This is a genomic window from Corynebacterium sp. MSK204, from assembly GCF_030229885.1.
GTDB lineage: Bacteria > Actinomycetota > Actinomycetes > Mycobacteriales > Mycobacteriaceae > Corynebacterium.
In genome coordinates this window covers 1-19,485 of sequence record NZ_JASPGQ010000014.1, presented here as the reverse complement: position 1 = coordinate 19,485, position 19,485 = coordinate 1, and the positions used below count along the sequence as shown (strand labels likewise).

The 19,485-nt window shown below is 59.2% G+C and carries 20 protein-coding genes and 1 pseudogene; 6 read left to right on the top strand and 15 right to left on the bottom strand.

Going from position 1 to position 19,485, the window contains the following annotated elements; all coding sequences use genetic code 11:
• Positions 1-35 precede the first annotated feature (35 nt).
• Positions 36-1,142, top strand: a complete 1,107-nt coding sequence (locus tag QP908_RS09260; RefSeq protein WP_284772143.1) for an AbrB family transcriptional regulator — start codon at positions 36-38, stop codon at positions 1,140-1,142.
• Positions 1,143-1,151: 9 nt separating this feature from the next.
• On the opposite strand, the gene QP908_RS09255 is transcribed toward QP908_RS09260, so the two are convergent.
• The gene (locus QP908_RS09255; protein WP_023024803.1) at positions 1,152-2,822 is read right to left on the bottom strand and encodes a DUF885 domain-containing protein; all 1,671 of its coding nucleotides are present in this window, start codon (positions 2,820-2,822) and stop codon (positions 1,152-1,154) included.
• A gap of 71 nt (positions 2,823-2,893) precedes the next feature.
• Complete coding sequence (locus tag QP908_RS09250) at positions 2,894-3,463, bottom strand: LOG family protein (RefSeq protein WP_284772142.1); 570 nt, start codon at positions 3,461-3,463, stop codon at positions 2,894-2,896.
• A 108-nt stretch (positions 3,464-3,571) separates the two neighbouring features.
• On the opposite strand from QP908_RS09250, the gene QP908_RS09245 reads away from it, so the two are divergent.
• A complete protein-coding gene (locus QP908_RS09245) occupies positions 3,572-4,705 on the top strand; it encodes an ROK family transcriptional regulator (protein ID WP_284772141.1) in 1,134 nt (377 codons plus the stop codon).
• Here QP908_RS09245 and QP908_RS09240 read toward each other — a convergent pair.
• From QP908_RS09240 to amn, 6 genes and pseudogenes are all read right to left on the bottom strand, one after another.
• Positions 4,688-5,284: an HAD-IA family hydrolase gene (locus QP908_RS09240; RefSeq protein WP_284772140.1), complete on the bottom strand. Its 597-nt coding sequence runs from the start codon at positions 5,282-5,284 to the stop codon at positions 4,688-4,690. The two genes, QP908_RS09245 and QP908_RS09240, sit on opposite strands and share 18 nt — an antisense overlap.
• A gap of 12 nt (positions 5,285-5,296) precedes the next feature.
• Positions 5,297-5,650 carry a hypothetical protein gene (locus QP908_RS09235; RefSeq protein WP_284772139.1) on the bottom strand — a complete coding sequence of 118 codons (354 nt, stop codon included), beginning with the start codon at positions 5,648-5,650 and terminating at the stop codon, positions 5,297-5,299.
• A 74-nt stretch (positions 5,651-5,724) separates the two neighbouring features.
• Positions 5,725-6,213 carry a ferritin gene (locus tag QP908_RS09230; protein WP_023016464.1) on the bottom strand — a complete coding sequence of 163 codons (489 nt, stop codon included), beginning with the start codon at positions 6,211-6,213 and terminating at the stop codon, positions 5,725-5,727.
• 285 nt (positions 6,214-6,498) lie between these two features.
• Complete coding sequence (locus QP908_RS09225) at positions 6,499-7,980, bottom strand: SulP family inorganic anion transporter (protein ID WP_284772138.1); 1,482 nt, start codon at positions 7,978-7,980, stop codon at positions 6,499-6,501.
• A gap of 21 nt (positions 7,981-8,001) precedes the next feature.
• Positions 8,002-8,514: a phosphoribosyltransferase gene (locus QP908_RS09220; protein WP_005276176.1), complete on the bottom strand. Its 513-nt coding sequence runs from the start codon at positions 8,512-8,514 to the stop codon at positions 8,002-8,004.
• Between the two features lie 72 nt (positions 8,515-8,586).
• A pseudogene (amn, locus tag QP908_RS09215) lies at positions 8,587-9,989 on the bottom strand (AMP nucleosidase).
• Between the two features lie 437 nt (positions 9,990-10,426).
• On the opposite strand from amn, the gene QP908_RS09210 reads away from it, so the two are divergent.
• Positions 10,427-11,440: an esterase/lipase family protein gene (locus QP908_RS09210; protein WP_284772137.1), complete on the top strand. Its 1,014-nt coding sequence runs from the start codon at positions 10,427-10,429 to the stop codon at positions 11,438-11,440.
• On the opposite strand, the gene QP908_RS09205 is transcribed toward QP908_RS09210, so the two are convergent.
• The 3 genes from QP908_RS09205 to bioB all read right to left on the bottom strand — a co-directional run bounded on the left by QP908_RS09205 (position 11,441) and on the right by bioB (position 13,791).
• Positions 11,441-12,364, bottom strand: a complete 924-nt coding sequence (locus tag QP908_RS09205) for a Sir2 family NAD-dependent protein deacetylase (RefSeq protein ID WP_284772136.1) — start codon at positions 12,362-12,364, stop codon at positions 11,441-11,443.
• A gap of 183 nt (positions 12,365-12,547) precedes the next feature.
• Positions 12,548-12,811, bottom strand: a complete 264-nt coding sequence (gene bsaP, locus QP908_RS09200) for a biotin synthase auxiliary protein BsaP (protein ID WP_023024778.1) — start codon at positions 12,809-12,811, stop codon at positions 12,548-12,550.
• Positions 12,811-13,791 carry a biotin synthase BioB gene (gene bioB / locus QP908_RS09195; protein WP_005276160.1) on the bottom strand — a complete coding sequence of 327 codons (981 nt, stop codon included), beginning with the start codon at positions 13,789-13,791 and terminating at the stop codon, positions 12,811-12,813. Before bioB ends, bsaP begins: the two co-directional genes overlap by 1 nt.
• 77 nt (positions 13,792-13,868) lie before the next feature.
• Here bioB and QP908_RS09190 point away from each other — a divergent pair, with 77 nt between their 5' ends.
• The gene (locus QP908_RS09190; RefSeq protein ID WP_239269683.1) at positions 13,869-15,176 is read left to right on the top strand and encodes a M20/M25/M40 family metallo-hydrolase; all 1,308 of its coding nucleotides are present in this window, start codon (positions 13,869-13,871) and stop codon (positions 15,174-15,176) included.
• 16 nt (positions 15,177-15,192) lie between these two features.
• On the opposite strand, the gene QP908_RS09185 is transcribed toward QP908_RS09190, so the two are convergent.
• From QP908_RS09185 to QP908_RS09175, 3 genes are read right to left on the bottom strand one after another with little or no spacing between them, the layout of a single operon-like run.
• Entirely contained in the window at positions 15,193-15,498 is a 306-nt protein-coding gene (locus tag QP908_RS09185; RefSeq protein WP_239269684.1) for a CHY zinc finger protein, read from the bottom strand.
• The gene (locus tag QP908_RS09180; protein ID WP_284772135.1) at positions 15,476-16,306 is read right to left on the bottom strand and encodes a hypothetical protein; all 831 of its coding nucleotides are present in this window, start codon (positions 16,304-16,306) and stop codon (positions 15,476-15,478) included. The genes QP908_RS09185 and QP908_RS09180 overlap by 23 nt, the downstream gene beginning before the upstream one ends.
• Positions 16,306-16,647 (bottom strand): heme transporter, encoded by a 342-nt coding sequence (locus QP908_RS09175; protein WP_284772134.1) that lies wholly within the window; start codon positions 16,645-16,647, stop codon positions 16,306-16,308. Before QP908_RS09175 ends, QP908_RS09180 begins: the two co-directional genes overlap by 1 nt.
• A 229-nt stretch (positions 16,648-16,876) precedes the next feature.
• Between QP908_RS09175 and QP908_RS09170 the strand changes: the two genes are divergently transcribed.
• The gene (locus QP908_RS09170; RefSeq protein ID WP_284772133.1) at positions 16,877-18,010 is read left to right on the top strand and encodes an HNH endonuclease signature motif containing protein; all 1,134 of its coding nucleotides are present in this window, start codon (positions 16,877-16,879) and stop codon (positions 18,008-18,010) included.
• Between the two features lie 28 nt (positions 18,011-18,038).
• Entirely contained in the window at positions 18,039-18,620 is a 582-nt protein-coding gene (locus QP908_RS09165; protein ID WP_284772132.1) for an LURP-one-related/scramblase family protein, read from the top strand.
• A gap of 289 nt (positions 18,621-18,909) precedes the next feature.
• On the opposite strand, the gene QP908_RS09160 is transcribed toward QP908_RS09165, so the two are convergent.
• The coding region (locus QP908_RS09160) for an IS3 family transposase (RefSeq protein ID WP_284772131.1) at positions 18,910-19,485 on the bottom strand (576 nt) is incomplete at its 5' end.

The following is a 19,485-nucleotide window of genomic DNA, read 5'->3' as shown; positions in this document are numbered from 1 at the left end:
GGGGAGGTCTAGACTCGATCGAGGACGAGCAGAAGATGGGAGAACGCGTGGCTAAACGGCACTGGGGAATAAGCGTAGACACCCACACCATCCTGCGGTGGGGCATCGTGGTCCCCGTCTCCATCCTCTTGGGCTGGCTTTTTAGCATGTGGCACGTGCCGGCCGCGTGGATTTTGGCCGCGATCATTGCCTCCGGCGCCATGGCGCTTATCACCGGCGAAGACCTCAAGGTCAACCGCAAATTTTATGGGCTATCGCGCGGATTCATCGGCATCATGGCCGCGCTGCCGCTAACGGTGGTCTCCTTTGGCCAATTGGTGGGATACCTGCCGGCGGCCATAACCATGTCCTTTGTCACCATCGCGCTGGGCATCTTCTGCGGCGTCATGCTGCACCGCCAGCAGCCACGGGACGTCTCCTCCGAAACCGGCATCCTGTCCATGCTTCCCGGGGGTGCCTCGCTCATGCCCGCGCTTGCCGATGAACTCGGTGCCGACTACCGCTACGTCGCGCTCACCCAATACCTGCGGTTATTGATCGTCTCCGTATCCCTTCCCGCCGTCGTGACCTTCCTCGATACGCCTGCCGGAAGGGGCGGTGACTTAAGGCTCGAGGCGGAAACCACCTGGTGGATCATCGCGTTGGTGCTCGTTATCGCGCTGGTCGGTGAAAGCCTTGGCAAATTCCTGCACCTGCCCGCCGCTGCGGTGCTCGGCCCGCTGATCTTGACGGTGCTGGCCTCGTTCTTCCTGCCGGAGGGGCATACGCTGGAGCCGATCTATGCCTTTAAGGTTATTGCCTTTTTGGCCATCGGGTGGGTCTGCGGCGGCGGGCTGTCTCTCCCCTCGCTCAAGGCCTTTGCCAAGCAGCTTCCCGCGACGATTCTTTCCATCGCGGCGGTCCTCGGCCTGTGCGCGGCAACGGCGTGGCCGCTGATGCACTGGCTCAATATCAGCTACTTCGAGGCCTACCTAGCCACCAGCCCCGGCGCGCTAGAGACCGTGCTCGCGCTCTCTGCGGAAGGCGGAGCTGGCCCGGTGGTTATCGCGGTGCAGCTTACCCGCCTCATCGCGGTGCTAGTCATTGCGGGGTACCTGCCGCAGCTCATTAGGGCCGTCGGCAAGTTTGCTAAAAGGCTCTAGCCGACGCGCTTAGTTATTGAGCACGGCCTCGCGCAGCACCGACATAGGCACCGAGCCAAGAGCCAGGGCCTCGGAGTGGAATTCGCGGGCGCTCATGCCCTGCTCCTCGGCGGCGGCGCGGGTTTCTTGCCACAGGCGCTGGCCCAAGGCATAGGACGGCGCCTGGCCCGGCCAACCCAGGTAGCGGTTGACCTCAAAGTTGAGGTTCGCATCATCCATGGCGGTATTTTCGCGCATGTAGGTCTTCACGTGGGCCTTATCCCATACGCCAGATACGGTGCAGTCCGGCAGCTTCTTGCCCAGGTGCAATCCGATGTCCACCACGACGCGAGCCGCGCGCAGGCGCTGGGCATCGAGCAGCCCCATCCGCACGCCGGGATCGTCCATGTAGCCCAGCTCGGCCATAAGCTGCTCAGCGTACAAGGCCCAGCCCTCGCCGTGGCCGGAGTTCCAGGTCACCGCGCGGCGCCACAGGTTCAAATCCTCTTGCACCAGGGCAGAACCCAGCTGCAGGTGGTGGCCCGGTACACCCTCATGGTGCACAGTGGTCAGCTCCTGCCAGGTGTGGAAGGTATCTTGGCCCTCCGGCACGGACCACCACATGCGGCCCGGGCGCGAAAAGTCATCGCTGGGAGGGGTGTAGAAGATGCCACCGGTGCCCGCTGGGTCGATGCGGCACTCGATCTCTTCGACTTCTTCCGGAATGTCGAATTCCTTGCCATTGAGCTCGGCGATGACCGCATCGGCCTTGCTCTGCATCCACTCCACCAAGGCATCGGTACCGCGCAGGGTATAACGCTCCTCGTGGTTCAGCTTGCGCATGGCAGAGCGCACCGAGCATTCCGAGCCATAAAGATCGTGCGCAATCTTTTCCTGCTCCCCGCGCAGGTAGCGCACCTGGTCAAGGCCCCATTCATAGGCCTCATCCAAGTCCACGGAATCGCCGACGAAAAGCTTGGAAAAACGCTCGTAGCGTTCGCGGCCCACCGCGTCCTTATTGGAGGACTGCGGCTGCAGGTCATTAGACAACCAATCCGAGAACTCGCCAAAGGCCTCCTTGGCCTTCTTCACCTCGGCGGAGTCGGGGTCGAGGCCGAGGCCCTCGAGCATAGAGTCGGCATCGGCAAGCCGCTCGCACTGCACAATGACCTCAGAGATCTGGCGGTGCGGTGCCACCATGCCGTGGGAGGCCGCTTCCTTCAGGGAATCGCGGTAGCCATCAAGGGAGCTTTTGACCTTGGACAGGCGGGAGCGAATGGCCTCGCGATCCTCCTCGGTATCCTGCGGCATAAGCAACAGCGAATCCCGGATGGTCTGGACGGGCGAGGCAATATTATTAAGGCTGCGAATATCCTCGCCGTGATGGTGCAAATCCAGATCTAAACAGAGCCGATCCCGCAAGACGGCTGCGGTGACGTAATCCACGTCATCGAAGTCATCCTCATCATCGGATTCATCGGTGGTGTCATCCAAGGCATCTAGATCCGCAACCATGTCGCGGGTGCGATCAGCGACCGCCTCAAAATAGTCAGGGGAAAAATCCTGCAATTCGCCTTCAAAACCGTCAATTCCCCACGCGGTTGCATCTGTTGGGGATAGCTCGGCTAGGTCGTGAACGAAGTTATCGCACGAAGCGTCCAGTAGAGAGGGCTGGCGCTTAGCGGTCTGCTCAGAACTCATAAGAGGGAAGTCTAACCCTTTATCTTGTTGATAAGCCACCCAGGCTCACCCAAATGTTGCAAACTTGTTAGCTAATCGTTGTTCCACTTCGTGCCCGGGTAGTGCCACTGGGCAAAACCATCCAGCACGGCCGCGGGATTTTCTTCTATGACCAGCGATTTTACAAAGCGGGGCAGGATGAAGCCCGCCTCAGCCATGGCGGCATACATGTCATAAAAGGGCTGCCAAAAACCTTCCACGTCAACCAAGCCAACGGGCCCGCGAATGCTGCCCAGCTGTTGTTGGGTCAGTACCTCTGTCACTTCCTCCAACGTGCCCACGCCGCCGGGCAAACAGATAAAGGCATCCGCCAGCTGCTCCATCCGGGTTTTCCGCTCGGCCATAGAATCCACGACCTCGAGGCGGGTCAAGCCTGGGTGGGAGATCTCTAAATCCACCAGGGATTGCGGCATGACGCCAGTGACGGTGCCGCCAGCCTGCAGGCAGGAATTGGCAACCTCACGCATGAGGCCGATATTTCCGCCGCCATAGACCAAGTTCAGCCCGCGACGGGCAAGCTCGCCGCCCAAGTGTTGTGCCGCTGCGCTATAGGCGGGCGAATTGCCCACGGCAGAGCCGCAATAAACCGCTACTGATCTCATGCGCCCCAGCATAGGGAATTTTTGGCCTACCTCCACCTTTAGACCATTCGGTACATACACCTATGAATAGATTAGACAAAGCAGTCTGTGACACATATACTTTCTTTCATGATCAAACCTGGCCCCGTGTTCACCCGCCCCCGTACACCGGCTGCTAAGTGCCTTCACCTGGTGCGCCTGAACCCGATCATTACCCGTAGTGAGCTGGTAGAAGCCACCGGACTCTCCCAGCCCACCATTACCCGCGCTACCACCGCGCTCCTAAACGCAGGACTCATCCAAGAGCGCACCGACCTCACCCAATCCCAGGGCCGGGGCCGCCCTACAGTTCCCCTCGAGGCCGCGGATAATAACTGGGTACTCGGCGGGATCGCCGTCGGCACCTCTGAGACCTATATCGGCCTCTATGACATCAAGGGCCGCACCATTTCGGAGGAAGAGATTGCCACTCCTGTCGCCCGCCTGACGGAGGAAGACTTTCTTGAACACATCATGGCCGGCATCAACCGCATGATGACGGGCCTGGATCGCCGCCTCGTGGCCTTGGGGATTACCACCTCGGGCACCGTGGACGAAGAGGGCCTGGTCACCGCGGATAATCTGGGCTGGCACGGCGTCGATATCGCGGCGCGCCTGCGCTTCCAATTTAGCGTCCCCGTGGTGGTGACCTCCGCCATTTCCGCCATTTTGGGCTCGGAGACGCAGGCCGCCGAAATTGGCACGAACGAGCGCGTGCTCCTGCTCTTCGCAGATGATTCTTTAGGATCCGCGCTATCCGCCGATGACGAGGTTAATTCCATCATCCCGCTGCCGCAGACCCGCTCTGATCTACTGGGGCATGGCGCTTCCGAACACCTCTTGGCCACCCAGTCCATCCTGGAGGCCGTGCGCCGCCACGGTATCCAGGCCAATACCCTGCCCGAGGTCGCGACCATCGCCGAGTCCAATTCAGCCGTGCGCGCCATCTTGGACGAGCGCGCCCGCCAGCTGGGCCAGATTACGGCGGAGATGGTCAACGAATACTCACCGAAAACCGTGGTCATTGCAGGCGGGGCCTTTACCGGCGATTCCCGCGCGCCCCAGCTGTTCGCCTCCACCGTGCGCGATTCTGCCTCGGAAGATCTGGAGCTGCGCATGATTCCAAGCCACAAAGAAATCGTGCGCGCCGTCGCCCGCACCGTGGCCACCGATCAGCTATTGCGCGAGCCATTGGAGCTCGGCCGCTCACTCCAGACCGCGTAAAACCTCGCGCGCGGAGTCGATGCCGGTAAACAAGTGGGATTGCAACCCGCAATAGGTAGCGCCCTCGATGTAGTCGATGCGGTCATCAAAGAAGTGCGTGTCCTTGGGCTGCGCCGCGAGCGCGTCCACCGCCACTCGGTAGGCCTCTGGGTGCGGCTTGGCCACCCCGATATCGCAGCTCAGCGTTACCGCCGCACACTCTGCCAACCACGGGTGCTGCGCGCGCACCTGTTCCGCCAGGGTCGTAGGGATATTGGATAAAATCCCCACACTAAAGCCCTCCCCGATGAGCCCTTTAACCAGCGCCACCATCTCTGGGTCCGCCTCGAGCAGGTACTGATTCTCGCAGGCCACGGCCCCAGTGCAATCAATGGGCGCCATCCCCGCGCGGGCGGCTATCTCGTTCCAGTAGTGGCTATCGCTGAAAATTCCGGCATCGTAATCCGGCCGGAAATACTTATAGGCCTCCCAGAAGGCCTCCGGATTCGCAGGCGCGAGGAAGCGCTCCAGTTCAGCGTGCGCTTCCGGCGTGGCGGGGCGCAGCAGCACGCCGTACAGATCAAACAGCAACTTCGGCATAATGCATCCAGTTTATGCGCGCCTAGTAGCTTGGGTCTGCACTGCCACGATCCCCACCGCTATACCGGCGATAAAAATCACCAGCACTAGCGTCGCCTGCGCCATCGGCAAGGCGATGAGCACGGCCAGCGAAGCCAGAATCAGCATTCCACTCAGGGAATATAAGGAGCGGTTGACCAGCCCGCGCTTGCCGATGACCCCACACGCCAGCATCACCACCCCCGCAAACGGGCTCAGCATGAGCGCCGCGGTGGTCAAAAAGATGCCGAGGGTGACGTGGCTTGAGATGACCGCAGCCCCAATGATGAGACTTAATGCCAATACCGCCAGGGTGGCGGAGAGGGTTGTTTTGAGGTGTGCAGACATACGTCAATCCTCCCACAGCAGCGCAGTGCCATGGGAGGATTGAATTAAATCTTGATGTGTTTGTTATTCACAACTTAGGAGTTGCGATTAGCCAAACGGGAATCGATGCGCAGCAAGCCAGCGCCATCGTTGCCCACCAGCTTGATCTGGTCGATGATCTCAGAAACGGTGTCCTCTTCCTCGATCTGCTCAGCCAGGAACCAGTCAATGAGCTGACGGGAGTCCAGGTCCTGGATGTCAAGGGCAACGCGGGCGATCTCGCGGATCTGCTCGGAGACCTTCTGCTCGTGTGCCAAGGAAGCCTCGAACGCATCCAGCGGGGTGGCAGCCTTGATGGAGCCAACCGGGATATCGTTGAGCTCTACGCGGTAGCCGCGTGCCAAGAGGTGATCCGCAAGCTTCTGTGCGTGAACGCGCTCTTCGCCAGCCTGAGCCATGAACCAATCGCGCATGCCCGGGAAGGACAGGTTGTCCATCTCGTAGGCCAGCTGGGTGTAGACCATAGCGGCGCCGTGCTCGTTAATGACCTGATTGTTTAGCAGGGTTTGCAGCTTCTCATCCATTGCTAAATCCTTTCTGTAGGAATCAATTAATTGGTTGTAGGCACTACAATACCCAAATAAAATCTCCCGTCTAGCAAGGTATGCTTAATCAAACCCGCACCTCAGGGGCGTTTTTCAGGTTGGATCACCTAAGTTAGTTAAGACAAAGCTGCTCCACGGCACGAAGTTAATATCGCCTAATAGTTCGAGGTCATTGCCCTAAACGGTCAATCTCGCCACACTAGGTCGCTCCATTTACCGCCTTGCGGCCAGTACGCCCCCGCACATCAGATTTGCAATGTGATATTAATCACCCAGTTGCCCACTCAGGCGCTCCAGGCGCTGCGCGCTCGCCCCATCGAGGCCCCGAAACTCCACCTCAATGCCGCGATCCGCGTACTTTTTCTGCACCGCATCCAGCGTCGCCACCGTCGAGGCATCCCAAACCTCGGCATCGGAAAGGTCCACCACCACGAAGTCCGTATCGAGCGTGTAATCAAAGGCGTAGACCAAATCATTCGAGGAGGCGAAAAAGAGCTGGCCATGCACCACGTAGGTGTATCCATCAACCAACTCAACCTCCACGAGGTGTGCCACCCGGCGGGCAAAGCCAATCGATGCAGCCACCACGCCTAATACCACTCCTACTGCGAGGTTATGCGTGGCCAGCGTGCCCGCAACCGTCAGCAGCATGACGAGGATTTCAGAAAGCGGCATCAGCTTCAGCGTGCGCGGGCGAACGGAATGCCAATTGACCGTCGTCGCCGCCACGAGGATCATCACCGCGACCAGCGCGGCCATCGGAATGCGGCCTACGGCCTCGCCAAAAAGCAGGCATAGCACGAGGAGGAAGGCGCCGGCGAGGAACGTCGACAAGCGCGTGCGCGCCTGGGATACCTTGACGCCGATCATCGTCTGGCCAATCATCGCGCACACGCCCATGCCACCAATGGCTGCGGCCAATATATTGCCAATGCCCTGGCCAAAGGACTCGCGGGTCTTATCGGAATGGGTATCCGTGATGTCATCGACAAGCTTTGCCGTTAGCAGCGATTCCATCAGGCCCACCAGCGCCATCCCAAAGGCGTAGGGCGCAATTACCTGCAGGGTCTCCAGGTTCCACGGAATATCCGGAATGAAAAGCCCCGGCAGCGTCGTGGGCAGCTCGCCCTGGTCCGCCACATCCGGCACCTTCCACCCCGCCGCGACGGCGATGAGGCTTACCACCACGATGGTCACCAACGGCGCCGGAATTGCCTGGGTAAACCGCGGCAAAACGATCATGATGGCCAGGCCTATGGCCACCAGCACATAGACCATCCAGGGGACATCGATAAGGTGCGGCAGCTGCGCGGTAAACATCATAATTCCCAGCGCATTGACGAATCCCGTCATCACCGAACGCGGGATAAAGCGCATGAGCTTGGCGATGCCCACCCACGCCAACAGCACCTGGATGATACCGGCCGCAAGCACCGCCGCCATCACATAATCATGCCCATACTCGTGCGCGAGCGGGGCCACCACCAGGGCTACCGCGCCCGCCGCCGCGGAAATCATGGCAGGCCGCCCGCCGGTAAAGGCGATGGCCATCGCCATAATCACCGAGGAATACAGCCCCACCCGCGGGTCGAGGCCAGCGAGAATGGAAAAGCTTAAAACTTCCGGGATCAAAGCAAGCGCCACCGCCAGTCCGCCGAGCACTTCCTTGCGCAAACGCGCAGGTGAGGAAAATGCAAAGCGGAAACTGGCGATGACGCCGGTGGGTGCAGGCTGCTCGTTAATCACGCCTGCACATACTAGTAGCTACTACGAGCCTTCCTGAAAGGAGCCATCCGCCGTGATCACCGGCAGCACCGACCAGGCAAAGTTGATCCACTTATCCGTCTTCTTCCACGAATAATCCGGCTCAAAGATGGTCTTCGGCTTGGTATAGACCACAGCGGAACGCACTTCATCGGCGGTTTCTTCCAAGAAGTTCACCACCAGATCCAGGGTCTTGCCGGAATCGGCCACGTCATCAACGACGAGCACCTTCTTACCCTTAAGGGAATCCGTATCCAATTGCGGGGACAAGATGATCGGCTCGTCCAAGGTCTGGCCAATATCGGTGTAGAACTCCACGTTGATAGCGCCCATGGCCTTGACCCCGATGGCATAACCAATGGCACCGGCTGGGATCAGTCCGCCGCGGGCAACACCCACGATCAAGTCAGGAAACCAACCGGATTCCACGATTTGCTCCGAAAGATTCCGGCTCGCTTCGCCGAAGACTTCCCAGGTGAGGTTCTCCCGGTCCGGGTGGATCCAATTCTCAGTCACGATTGCGCGGCTCCTTTTGCGTCATGGGCTTTCTTTGTAGTTTAACTAGCGATACCTACCAAGGGAAAGCAGCTACCGGAAAGGAACCTCTCCCAACGTGCGGCGCAGCTTGCGCGTGCGCAGGCGCTCCGGGTTTTCAGCCAGCTGTTCCACCGCGCGCACCGCGCACATGACGTGGGCTTCCTTGGAGTTGGAATAAAACGCCTGGGCCTGCGCCGGCAGCTTCGGCACGGCGTGCAGTGGCAGATCCGATACGGATAGCAGCGTGCCATAGGGCACGCGGTAGCGGTACCCATTTGCCGCCAAGGCGCACGATTCCATGTCCACCGCTACCGCGGTAGAAGTGCGCAACCACTCCCACAGATCCCGGCTGGTGCGCCACTCCCAATCGCGGTCATCGGTCGATAGCACCGTGCCGGTGCGCATGAGCGAATTATCGCTGCCGTAGACCTCATCCACGGCCGCCTCCAGCATGCGCTGGACCTCTGGAATGGCCGGAATCGGTGTGGAAGAAACCACCTGCCGGTCCAAGATGTGGTCGTGGCGCTCGTAGGCATTGCCCAAGATCAGGTCACCGATGCGCATGCGCCCATCCATGCCGGCGCAGTGGCCAATCATGATCCAGGCCTCCGGCCGCAGCACGGCCAAGCAGTCCGTAATGGTCTTCGCATTCGAAGGCCCCACGCCGATGTTGATCATCGTGATGCCATCGCCCCCTGCGGTGATGAGATCGAACCGGGGCATCTGGAAGCGCGAGGTTAACGTCAGCCCATCTAGGTCGAGGTCCACCGCATCATTGGGGTGAATGGTCTCCCCATTGGGCAATACGAGCGCCGTATATCGCGAATCTTCCTTGGTCAGCTCGCGCAGACCAAATTTCACAAACTCCGTGGTGTGCATCGCGTAATTGGTAAACAGGATGTATTTCTGCACCGTATCGACCTCGATGCCGGTGTAGTGCTCGATGCGCGCACAGGCAATATCGAAGCGCTGCGCCCCGAAGTGAAAGAGCGGCTTTCCCCGCCGTGAAAGGCATCCCACTCGCCATCAATAATCGCATCGTTGACCTCATCCAAGGTCGGGCGCGGGATGGGGCCGCGCTCCTGCGGGGCCGCCGGGGCATCCTTGATGTATTCCGGCGGGATGCGCTCATCCGATTGGCCGACGAAGATATCGCACGGATAGTTATTGGTCAGCCGCGTCAGCTGCTCGTGCAAGTATTCCCGGATGATGTGCGGCTTGGAGACGACCGCAGAATACTTGCCAGCCTCGTCCACATAGCCAAAGGGCTCGGAGCGGTCAATCGGCTGCCATTTACGGATCTCCACTGTCACCTTGGGATAGACCACGTGGCGATAATCATCGAGGGTGCCGGAGGCAAGGGCCTCGCGCCCCAACTCACATGAAGTTTCATAATGCTCAATTAAGCGAGTCACCGCTTCATCTACGGAGTGGACATGCTGCAGATCGGTCATACCGGCGAGTTTAGCGGGGACCGAGCAGCACGGCAGCGGAGTCTTTTCTACCCTGAATCCTAAACGCCCACTTGGTATCGTTAGCTCTATGCCTGCCACTAATATTGGGGTGGAGCTTTTTGCCGCCACCCGTGAATTTCCCGTTGATCTTCCCATTCCCCCGCATGAGGATGAAGCACCCGCCGCCTGCTTCGACGACTAACCCTCCCGAGGCATAAACGAAGGCCCGCCGACTGCGCATCGGCGGGCCCTCTCCCCATGACTAATCTCTGGCACTTAGCGGCAAGGAGTGGAGCGCCCTACGCCGTAAGCACCGCCCGTGATTAGGCAAGCCTAAGTTTACAAAGATTGTGGCGCGAGGTCAAGGCTTTGCCCATAAAATTCTTCAACCTTTTCAAAAATGCCATTTACCTGCATCAACGCGTATGATTTAAAGCATGGCTGTCGAATCTCTTGCAGAGTTGAAAAGCATTATTTCTGAACAACTCCTCAAGTTCGGGCGCGTCAACGAGGAAGATGCACCCGAAGAAAAAGATTCGCCTCGCCTTGGTATCGCCTCCCCGGCTGCGGCCAGTTCTTTGCAGGATGACGTCGCCAATGAGATCGTTGACCGCCTCAAGGCCGAAAAGGATAAGTCCAGTCCCGGCGATTCCGCCCTCGACGCCGATGCCGCCAGGACCCTGCCCCTCGGCGCACGCACGAAGCCACGCGGCGTTTTCGAAGACGATTGGGGCGCCCGCCCGAGCGACGAGCGCCCCTGGCCGGTCATCCTGGTCCACGGCACCTGCGATACCAAGGGCGCCTGGCAGATTATGGGCAATATCTTGCGCCAAGACGGCTGGGCGGTCTTTGCCCCTGACTACGGCCACCGCGCCACGCAGACCATCCCAGAATCATCGCAGCAGCTCGGCGCGTATATCGATACCGTGCTCGCCGTCACCGGGGCAGAAAAGGTCATCTTAGTAGGCCACTCCCAGGGCGGACTGCTCGCGCGGTACTGGATGCGCATGGACGGCGGCGCCGAAAAGGTCATCCACCTCATGAGCATCAGCGCGCCTAATCATGGGACGACCCACGGGGGCATCGCCAGTCGCCTCATTCGCACCCAACGCCAAGAGGCGGTGATCCGCTCCATTATCGATGGCTGGTTTGGTCCCGCCGGCATGGATCAGGTGGTAGGCAGCGAGGTGCTTCGCGATGTCAACCGCGACGGCGACCTCGAATCCGGCGTGAGCTACACCTGCATCGCCACGCGTTCCGATGCCGTCGTCGTCCCGCCCGAGACCTGCTTCCTCGACCCCGAGGGCGCGCCTGAGGGTGCGGTGCGCAATATCTATATCCAAGATTTTGACCGCCACGCCGTGGTCATGCACGAAGATATGCCCATGGATAAGCGCGTGCACGCCATCGTACGCACGCTGCTCAGGATGGTCGAGCACACGCCGCGATAATTAAATCTCCAGCTCATCGAGCAGGGCATCAAAGGCCGGGCCCACCTGCGTGCGCCACAGCGTATCCACCTTCTTGTCCCCGCGGCCAGGCCCACCGTTAATAACGGCCACGCGCTTGCCCTGCTTCTTTGCCTCAAGCACAAAGCGATATCCACTCATCACCGCCAGCGAAGAACCGGCCACCAGCAGCGAATTAGCCTCGTTCAAGAGCGCAAAGGCCGCATCCCGCCGCGTGGCTGGCACGGGCTCGCCAAAATACACCACGTCAGGCTTGAGCAACTCCGATCCGCAACGCTCGCAGCCAGCCATTCGAAACGCCGCGACGTCTTTCTCATCCAGCGTCACGTCACCATCCGGGTTAACTTGGTCCCTTTCCACCACTAGGCGCTCCAGGTAGCCCGGGTTCGCGGCCGCCAGGCGTGCATCGAAGTGCCCACGATCCTCATAGTGACCACACAACAGGCACACCACGGTTTCCATATCGCCGTGCAGCGTGACCAGCCTGTCCGTACCCGCCCGTTTATGCAGACCATCCACGTTTTGGGTCACCACGCCATTGACCAGCCCGGCGCGCTCCAACTCCACGAGCGCATAATGCGTGCGATTGGGTGCCGCAGAATCCATCACACGCCAGCCCACGAAACTGCGCGCCCAATACCTATGGCTAGCGGCCGGATCGTGGCGAAATTCCTGATACGTCATCGGCCGGTGCCTGCTCAGCGAGCCCCGCGGGCCCCGATAATCCGGCACCCCCGATTCCGTCGATACCCCCGCCCCCGTCAGCACCATCACCGGCCCTTCTCGCAGCTGCTTGGCGATGTCCCCCAAAGCCTTCCCCGCCTCCGTATGCGGCGCCGTCTCCTCCACGACGCGCGCAATCGATCGCAGCGCGGACTGATGTGCGTGGGCTACGGCGGGATCCATACCCACCAATCTAATCAAGCGATTGCGAGTTTTTACCAAATTTCGCAAGTAGGACGTACCAAATCTCTAAAGTAGAGCGCACAAAATTTCGAGAGTAGATTTACCTATCCCCAGCTCACGGGTATTTTTTAATAGGAAAAGGAGCCGCCTGCCATGCGGCAGCGGCTCCTTATCTTGGTAGTGCTAACTCTCTGGTAGCTGCTCTACGTATAACCACTCAGAATCTAGCTCCCCGTGGCGCGAGCACTTGGTGTGCCAGCCATCGGGGCGCACCTGGGCCACCATGCGGCGGCCACAGATCTGGCAGTAGCGCGGCACGTCGAGGCCGGCGGCTGCAGCAGGGTGCAGCGTGAAGACCTCTTCGATCGGCTTGCCGGTATTGGGGTGGAAAATTGGCTCGTCCCCGGCCAGGACGGCGGTTGCCAACTCAGAGTTCGGCTCGGACACTACAGAGCCTTGATCGGGAGATCGATGCGGCCCAGCATATCCACATCCTTTTCGATTTCCTGACCCAGAGTGGTCAAGTAGTTACCGGCAATGATGGCGTTGATGCCACCGAGCAAACCGCGCTCGGTGCCGTCATCGCCAAGCGAAAGCTCGCGGCCGCCGGCGAAGCGGAGGGTGGTGGAGGGCATCGCCAAGCGGAATGCAGCAACGGCACGCAGGCCCTCACCCAGCGGAACCAGCGGGCGATCAGCGAACGGGGTGCCCGGGCGAGGGTCGAGGAAGTTCATCGGAACCTCGCACGGATCGATCTCTGCCAGCTGGGCTGCGAACTCGGCGCGCTGCTCCAGGGACTCGCCCATGCCGATGATGCCGCCACAGCAGACTTCCATGCCTACCTCGCGCACGTAGTCCAGGGTCTTCTTGCGCTCTTCCCAGGTGTGGGTGGTGACCACGTTGGGGAAGTAGGAGCGGGAGGTCTCCAGGTTGTGGTTGTAGCGCTGTGCGCCCATGTCCTTCAGGCGCTGTGCCTGCTCGCGGGTCAGGGTGCCCAGGGAGCAGGAAATCTCGATGTCAACGGCATCATTAATGGCGGCGATGGCCTCGCCCACCTGGTCCAGCAGGCGGTCATCCGGGGACTTCACCGCAGCGACGATGCAGAACTCGGTAGCGCCGGTCTTGGCGGTCTTCTGCGCCGCCTCCACCAGCTCAGGGATGTTCAGGCGCACTGCGCGCACTGGGGACTCGAAGAGGCCGGACTGGGAGCAGAAGTGGCAATCTTCTGGGCAACCACCAGTCTTGATGGAGATAATGCCTTCCACCGATACGTCCGGGCCGCACCACTTCAGGCGGGTCTGGTGGGCGATATCAGCAATTTCTTCCAGCTGGGAATCTGGAACCTGCAGTACTTGTAGTAGTTCTTCCTGGTTAAGGCCTTTGCCTTGCTCCAGAGCTTTCTCACGGGCGATGTCGATGATGCTCATGCAGTGAACCATACTTGAACGCCGTTCAACTTTGGCCAAAATCACAAAATTTTTTTCGCGGGATTACCCTAAGGGGCATGACGCTTTACAATGACACCCTCGAACTCCTCCAAGAACTCATCCGCAATGCTTGCGTGAACGACCTCACCCCGGATTCCGGCTTTGAGGTGCGCAATGCCGATACGCTAGAGAACTTTTTTGCCGGCGAAGACGTCTCCATCGAGCGCTTTGAATCCCACCCGGGCCGCGTCTCCATCGTGGTGACCGTCCCCGGCGATCCCGCCAAGGAACCACTCACTCTTATGGGGCATACCGATGTCGTGCCCGTCGACGAACCCAAGTGGACCAAGCCGCCCTTCGAGGCACTCATTGAAGACGGCAAGCTATACGGCCGCGGTTCCGTAGATATGCTCTTTATTACCGCCACCATGGCCGCCGTCACCCGCGAGGTAGCGCGCGCCGGCAACCCCGGCGGAACGCTTGCCTTCGTGGGCATGGCCGATGAAGAGGCCCGCGGTGGCCTGGGCGTGCGGTGGATGGCAGAAAACCACCCCGATGCCTTCTCCTGGAAGAACTGCCTCTCCGAGACCGGCGGTAGCCACCTGCCCGGCGCGGTGGGCTTCAACGTGGGAGAAAAGGGCGCTGGCCAGCGCCGCCTCCACGTCACTGGCGATGCCGGACACGGCTCGACGCCCTACGGCAAGGACTTTGCCATCGTAAAGATTGGCGAGGTCGCCCGCCGCATCGCCGAGGCCGAGCCACCCACAGCCTCCAACGAGATCTGGGAGGGCTTCGTCCGCACCTTCAAGTTCGATCCTGAGACCGAAAAAGAGCTTATCGATGGCACCGGTGACTACACCAAGTTCGGCAACCTCGATGCCTACGCCCACGCCTTTAGCCACACCACCATCGCCGAGACCGTCCTGCGTGCCGGCGGGGCCATCAATGTGCTGCCTTCCCACGCCTACCTTGAGATGGATATCCGCCCCTTCCCTGGGCAAACCCAGGAAGACTTGGACGATTTCCTCCGCAGCGCACTGGGCGATCTTGCCGATGAGGTAGAAATCGAACACCTCATTACCGAAAACGCCACCCAGTCCTCCACCGATACCGAGCTCTGGCGCACCATTGAGGCCACCGCCAAAGAGTTCTTCCCCAATAAAGACGTCGTCCCCGTCCACGCCACCGGTGGTTCCGACCTCCGCTTCGCCCGCCGCAAGGGCGGCAATGCCTATGGCTTTGCGATGCACGCCGAGGGCCGCGATATGGCCAGCGCCAACTCGCAATTACACAGCCACGATGAGCACCTCTACCTCGAGGACCTAGATCTCACCGTGCGCGCCTACCACAGCTTGGTCAACCGCTTTTTGGGTCTGAACCAGTAGCACTCTCCCCTCGCTTTTACGCGGTGACCTGAAAATAGATCCCGGCATGCGCACTGCAGCCGGGATTAAACATATGCCCACACTTCGGGCATGCCTCGACAGAGGAATACAGCCGGTAATCCATCTCGAGGCCACAGGAACCGCAGAGGGCAGCGGGGGCATCGACAAGCATGGGCCCAAACTCATGATCCGTCAGCTCCGCATGGCACAGCGCGCACGCGAAGTACTCGCCGCAGGTCGCGCACTTATTGGCCACCACGTCGAGCGGGGAATGCCAATGCTTGCACCGGCCCTCCGCATCAATCGCGCCGCGAATCTTCATGGTTCTGCCACTCCTTCTTCTTCGCCTCCGACTTCTTTGCATTGCGCACCGCCATCACCCCAAAGGCAATGGCAATAACTATAGGCATCCACACCCTGCTGTAATCCATAAGGAAAACCACCCATTCCGGAGGTACAAAGTGCACCGCAAACTGCGGCGCGGGCAAGGTAATCTGCGGTGGCTCCGGCAGGTTCGGCAAATTTGGCAGCGGAAGGTAAATCTCTGGGAAATCTACATCTGGCAGCTCCCAATCCGGCAGCAAGCGCGAGAGGATGCGGCTAATAATAGGAGCCAAAACAATCATCGCGATGGCCCACCCGGACTTCCCCAGCCCACCGAGCAGTGGATACAGCACGCGCTTGAAGGGGCTTTCTTCCATTGCCCGGCGCCGCTTTTCACCCAAGGAGCCCGGCGGCGGATCAAAGGCCACGGCCTCCTCCCCATCGCGGTAGTAGACATCCTGTATCTCCCCGAAGGGCGTGGCTTGGATATCTACATAAGGCTTAGTCAGCGGCGCACTATTCTCACTGAATGAGAGATCGTTTTCCAGATTCTTCTGCAATGAATAACGGCCGCCACGCGGCTTGTCGTGCCGGCTGCGAACCTCGCCATTGACCACGATCTGCATGCGGGGTGCAGGATTCTTGCGCCAGAGCTGGATGCGGTGGATAAAGGGGGCATCGCCAAGCACCGGCGTAAATTCCTTCGACTCCTTTGGCCATTCACCCTGTTCAGCGAACTCGGCATCGTAGCCGCGCTCAACCTCGAGCAGGCCAGCCTCAGGGTGGTCCAACCGCCAGATTTCCATCAGCGCTTCCTCACCTTGGCGCCCAATTTGCTAGCACCCCACGCCAAAAGGACCACTACCGGCAGGTAAATCCATGTCCCCTCGTTGAAGTACATCGCCATGGCTGCGAAATAGGCAATGCCAGCAACCCAGAAGATGGTCCATGAGTAGCGGAATGTGGTGGCATCGATAAGAGCAATAAGCGCGGTAAGCCCACCCATGATGCCGAGCAGCGCCGTGCCGGAAACCGCCTGGTAAATCGCCGGCGGGAGCACCAAGAAGACGGCGATCATCGCCAAGGGCGCCCACCACTGCCACCACGCGCGGCCGGGTTCTTCCTGCGTTTCCTGCTCCTGACTCATACCTTCCTCAAGCTAGCACATAATTTTGCTTTTTGAGCTGGTTATCCTGACGGAAGAATATGCATTCCTACCTGCGAAAACGCGTTAAAACAGGCGAATGTCCGGCGGGTGTTCTATAGTGTTTTTCGTACACACGTTCACAATACAAATTTAGGTTTTAAGCGCCATGGAAGATCCCTACTTTTCCACGACCAACACCAAAGACCCCACTACACGCTTAGCTTTTGAAATGCGGAAGACTGAATACGAGTTCTGGACTGAACAGATCCCCGATCTCGATTCTGATTTCGAATTAGTCACCCAATCCCTCTACCGCACCACCGGAGTTAATGAAGGGCGAATCGGCCATATCCTGATGGCCCTGTACCGCCTGGAAGAGCTCCCCCAGCTAAAAGAACTGCAGCACCAGCTCTATCACCTAGATTTAGACCGCCTCATTGCCATCAATAAATCCCTCAACCGCCTGGGCAACCCGACCCCGGAGGTAGTCGCGCGCATCGATGAGCAGCTCACCGCCTACCTCACTCCCACCCGCGCCAACCAGTCCATGCGGACGCAAGCGCAGATTAAAAGGAAGATGAATGAGCTCATCAACCTCGAAGATGACACCCTTGCGGTCAAAAAGGGGCCGACCCAGCCGCGCTACACCGTGGAAAATTGGGGAAACAATACCTCGGCGATGACGCTGAGCGCGGACCCCTCGGTGATGGCGTGCGTAGATAAGTGCATCAAGGAGACTGCGCTCAAGCTGGATTGCTCGCTTGCCGATGCCGCCATTTCCCTCCTCACCGGCAATACCGAAGCACCCCAAGTCATCCTGAATGCTTACAAGGCAACCGATGTCCCCAACTCCCCCGCATTCATTGAATCCGTTGGGTGGCTCGACCCAGCGCGCTCCAACGCGCTGCCCTACTCCAAGATCCGGGACATGAACCCGGATAAGGAGGTTAAGGGATACGTCACCCCGCCGGATATGGCAGCCTACCTCGAAGGATTCGACGGCACCTGCCGCTACCCTGGCTGCAACCGCCCTGCCACGGTGTGCCAGAAGGATCACCGCATCAACCACGCGGATGGCGGGCCGACGACGCCCGCAAACCTTGCCTGCCTGTGCCAGCACCACCACAACATAAAGACCGATGGCCGCGTCTTCTACGTCATGGACCCACACACCCGGGACATTATTTGGCTCTTCGAGGACGGCACCTGGACCGTCACCGAGCCTTCCGGCCCACTGGCAGAAAAGAATAAGAATTGGGTGCAAACTTTTGCACAAACCATGACCGCCCACCGCGCGCGAGCCTACGAGGAGGCCCACCAAGCACAGGAAGAAGCAAAAACCACCCCTAGGGAGGAGGATTAAATTCGCCGGTTGGAATACATTGGCTGGCATGATGCAAAAATTATTCACGCTCGACGAGCTGGTTATTTCCCAGACCAAGTCCCTCCTCAAGGATCGATTCATGATATCTGATGTCAACGGGACCCCAGTGGGCACCATCGTGCAATCCACCAGCCTTAAGGAAATGGTGTTTAAACCCTCCCGTAGCTTGGAGGTCGCACTCACGGATGCCGAAGGCAACCCCCAACAAACAGTCATGACGATCTCGGATCCGCCGAATTTTTTGCGGGATACCTACGAAGTACACCTACCGGGAATTGAACAGCCCATGGCCGTTATCACCAAGCGCTTCTCCATGTTCAAAACCAAGATGAAATTAACAATGGAGGGCTTTGCCGACGTCGAAGTGCACGGCGATTTCTGGGATTGGAACCTCACCATCACCTCCCAGGATCGCCAGCTTGCCGATGTCTCCCATAAGTGGACCGGCATGGGCAACTACTTCATGGGTAAAAACACGTATCTCCTGCGGATCGCGCCAGACCTCAACGAGCAACAGCACGCAGCCATCATCGGCGCCGTAATGAGCATGGATATGCTGCGCACGAAAAAGCAGAAAAACAGCAACTAGGTGAATACATGGTCATTGTTGCAAACGGTGTTTCAGGACTGGTCCCACTGTGAGCACGGAGGTTCCAATTCCGGATACGGCAAGTGCCGCTGCTGGGCCGATGGCGCTTACGACAGGCGCCCCGATGATGTATCCGATAAGCATCGCAGAGCTATTTATCGATCCCATCGTAGAAAGGGCTTTGGGCTTAACCCCATCAGGTACGGTTCCCACCACGATGATTCGCAGTGCGGCCACTTGAATGGCATTGCATACTCCGCCAAGGAATGAAGTGCCCCGAGTTTTGTTCCTAGGCATTTGCCTTGATTTCTATTATTGCCTGTGGCGGGTTCTGCTTCCAAAACTCGGTTTCCACCTCGGCTGGGGTTCGGTATCCCAAGCTTTGGTGGAGCCTTACCTCGTTCCACCATGACACCCACTCGAACGTCGCAATTTCTACCTCGATAACATCATTCCACCTGCGAGTATGGATGAGTTCGTTCTTATGAGGGGCCGTTAACGTTTTCAGCCAGTGCATTGTCATATAAGTCACCACACTTCCGGTGGAAGCAGTGATCCCGTGTTGGGCAAGTCGCTGGTTGTAGACCACGCTGACATACTGCGATCCGTGATCCGAATGGTGAATGAGACCTGTTGTTTCCTCAGCACACACGATTGCCTGGTTGAGAGCTTGCAGCGGCAGTGCTTCGGTGCGCATCGAGTCTGATAACGCCCACCCAACGATCCGTCGGGAGTAAACGTCGGTGACAAACGCGGCATACACAAAGCCTTTCTTCGTGCGCACGTAGGTAATGTCGGCCACCCACAGCTTATTCGGGCCCCGGGCTTTAAATTCACGCTCGACCAAATCCGGGCGCAGATCCGG

Bases quoted from the DNA above. Each gene is read 5' to 3' on its own strand.
- QP908_RS09260 (WP_284772143.1), top strand. From the start codon at position 36: ATGGGAGAACGCGTGGCTAAACGGCACTGGGGAATAAGCGTAGACACC.
- QP908_RS09255 (WP_023024803.1), bottom strand. From the start codon at position 2,822: ATGAGTTCTGAGCAGACCGCTAAGCGCCAGCCCTCTCTACTGGACGCT.
- QP908_RS09250 (WP_284772142.1), bottom strand. From the start codon at position 3,463: ATGAGATCAGTAGCGGTTTATTGCGGCTCTGCCGTGGGCAATTCGCCC.
- QP908_RS09245 (WP_284772141.1), top strand. From the start codon at position 3,572: ATGATCAAACCTGGCCCCGTGTTCACCCGCCCCCGTACACCGGCTGCT.
- QP908_RS09240 (WP_284772140.1), bottom strand. From the start codon at position 5,284: ATGCCGAAGTTGCTGTTTGATCTGTACGGCGTGCTGCTGCGCCCCGCC.
- QP908_RS09235 (WP_284772139.1), bottom strand. From the start codon at position 5,650: ATGTCTGCACACCTCAAAACAACCCTCTCCGCCACCCTGGCGGTATTG.
- QP908_RS09230 (WP_023016464.1), bottom strand. From the start codon at position 6,213: ATGGATGAGAAGCTGCAAACCCTGCTAAACAATCAGGTCATTAACGAG.
- QP908_RS09210 (WP_284772137.1), top strand. From the start codon at position 10,427: ATGGCTGTCGAATCTCTTGCAGAGTTGAAAAGCATTATTTCTGAACAA.
- QP908_RS09205 (WP_284772136.1), bottom strand. From the start codon at position 12,364: ATGGATCCCGCCGTAGCCCACGCACATCAGTCCGCGCTGCGATCGATT.
- bioB (WP_005276160.1), bottom strand. From the start codon at position 13,791: ATGAGCATCATCGACATCGCCCGTGAGAAAGCTCTGGAGCAAGGCAAA.
- QP908_RS09190 (WP_239269683.1), top strand. From the start codon at position 13,869: ATGACGCTTTACAATGACACCCTCGAACTCCTCCAAGAACTCATCCGC.
- QP908_RS09185 (WP_239269684.1), bottom strand. From the start codon at position 15,498: ATGAAGATTCGCGGCGCGATTGATGCGGAGGGCCGGTGCAAGCATTGG.
- QP908_RS09180 (WP_284772135.1), bottom strand. From the start codon at position 16,306: ATGGAAATCTGGCGGTTGGACCACCCTGAGGCTGGCCTGCTCGAGGTT.
- QP908_RS09175 (WP_284772134.1), bottom strand. From the start codon at position 16,647: ATGAGTCAGGAGCAGGAAACGCAGGAAGAACCCGGCCGCGCGTGGTGG.
- QP908_RS09170 (WP_284772133.1), top strand. From the start codon at position 16,877: ATGCGGAAGACTGAATACGAGTTCTGGACTGAACAGATCCCCGATCTC.
- QP908_RS09165 (WP_284772132.1), top strand. From the start codon at position 18,039: ATGATGCAAAAATTATTCACGCTCGACGAGCTGGTTATTTCCCAGACC.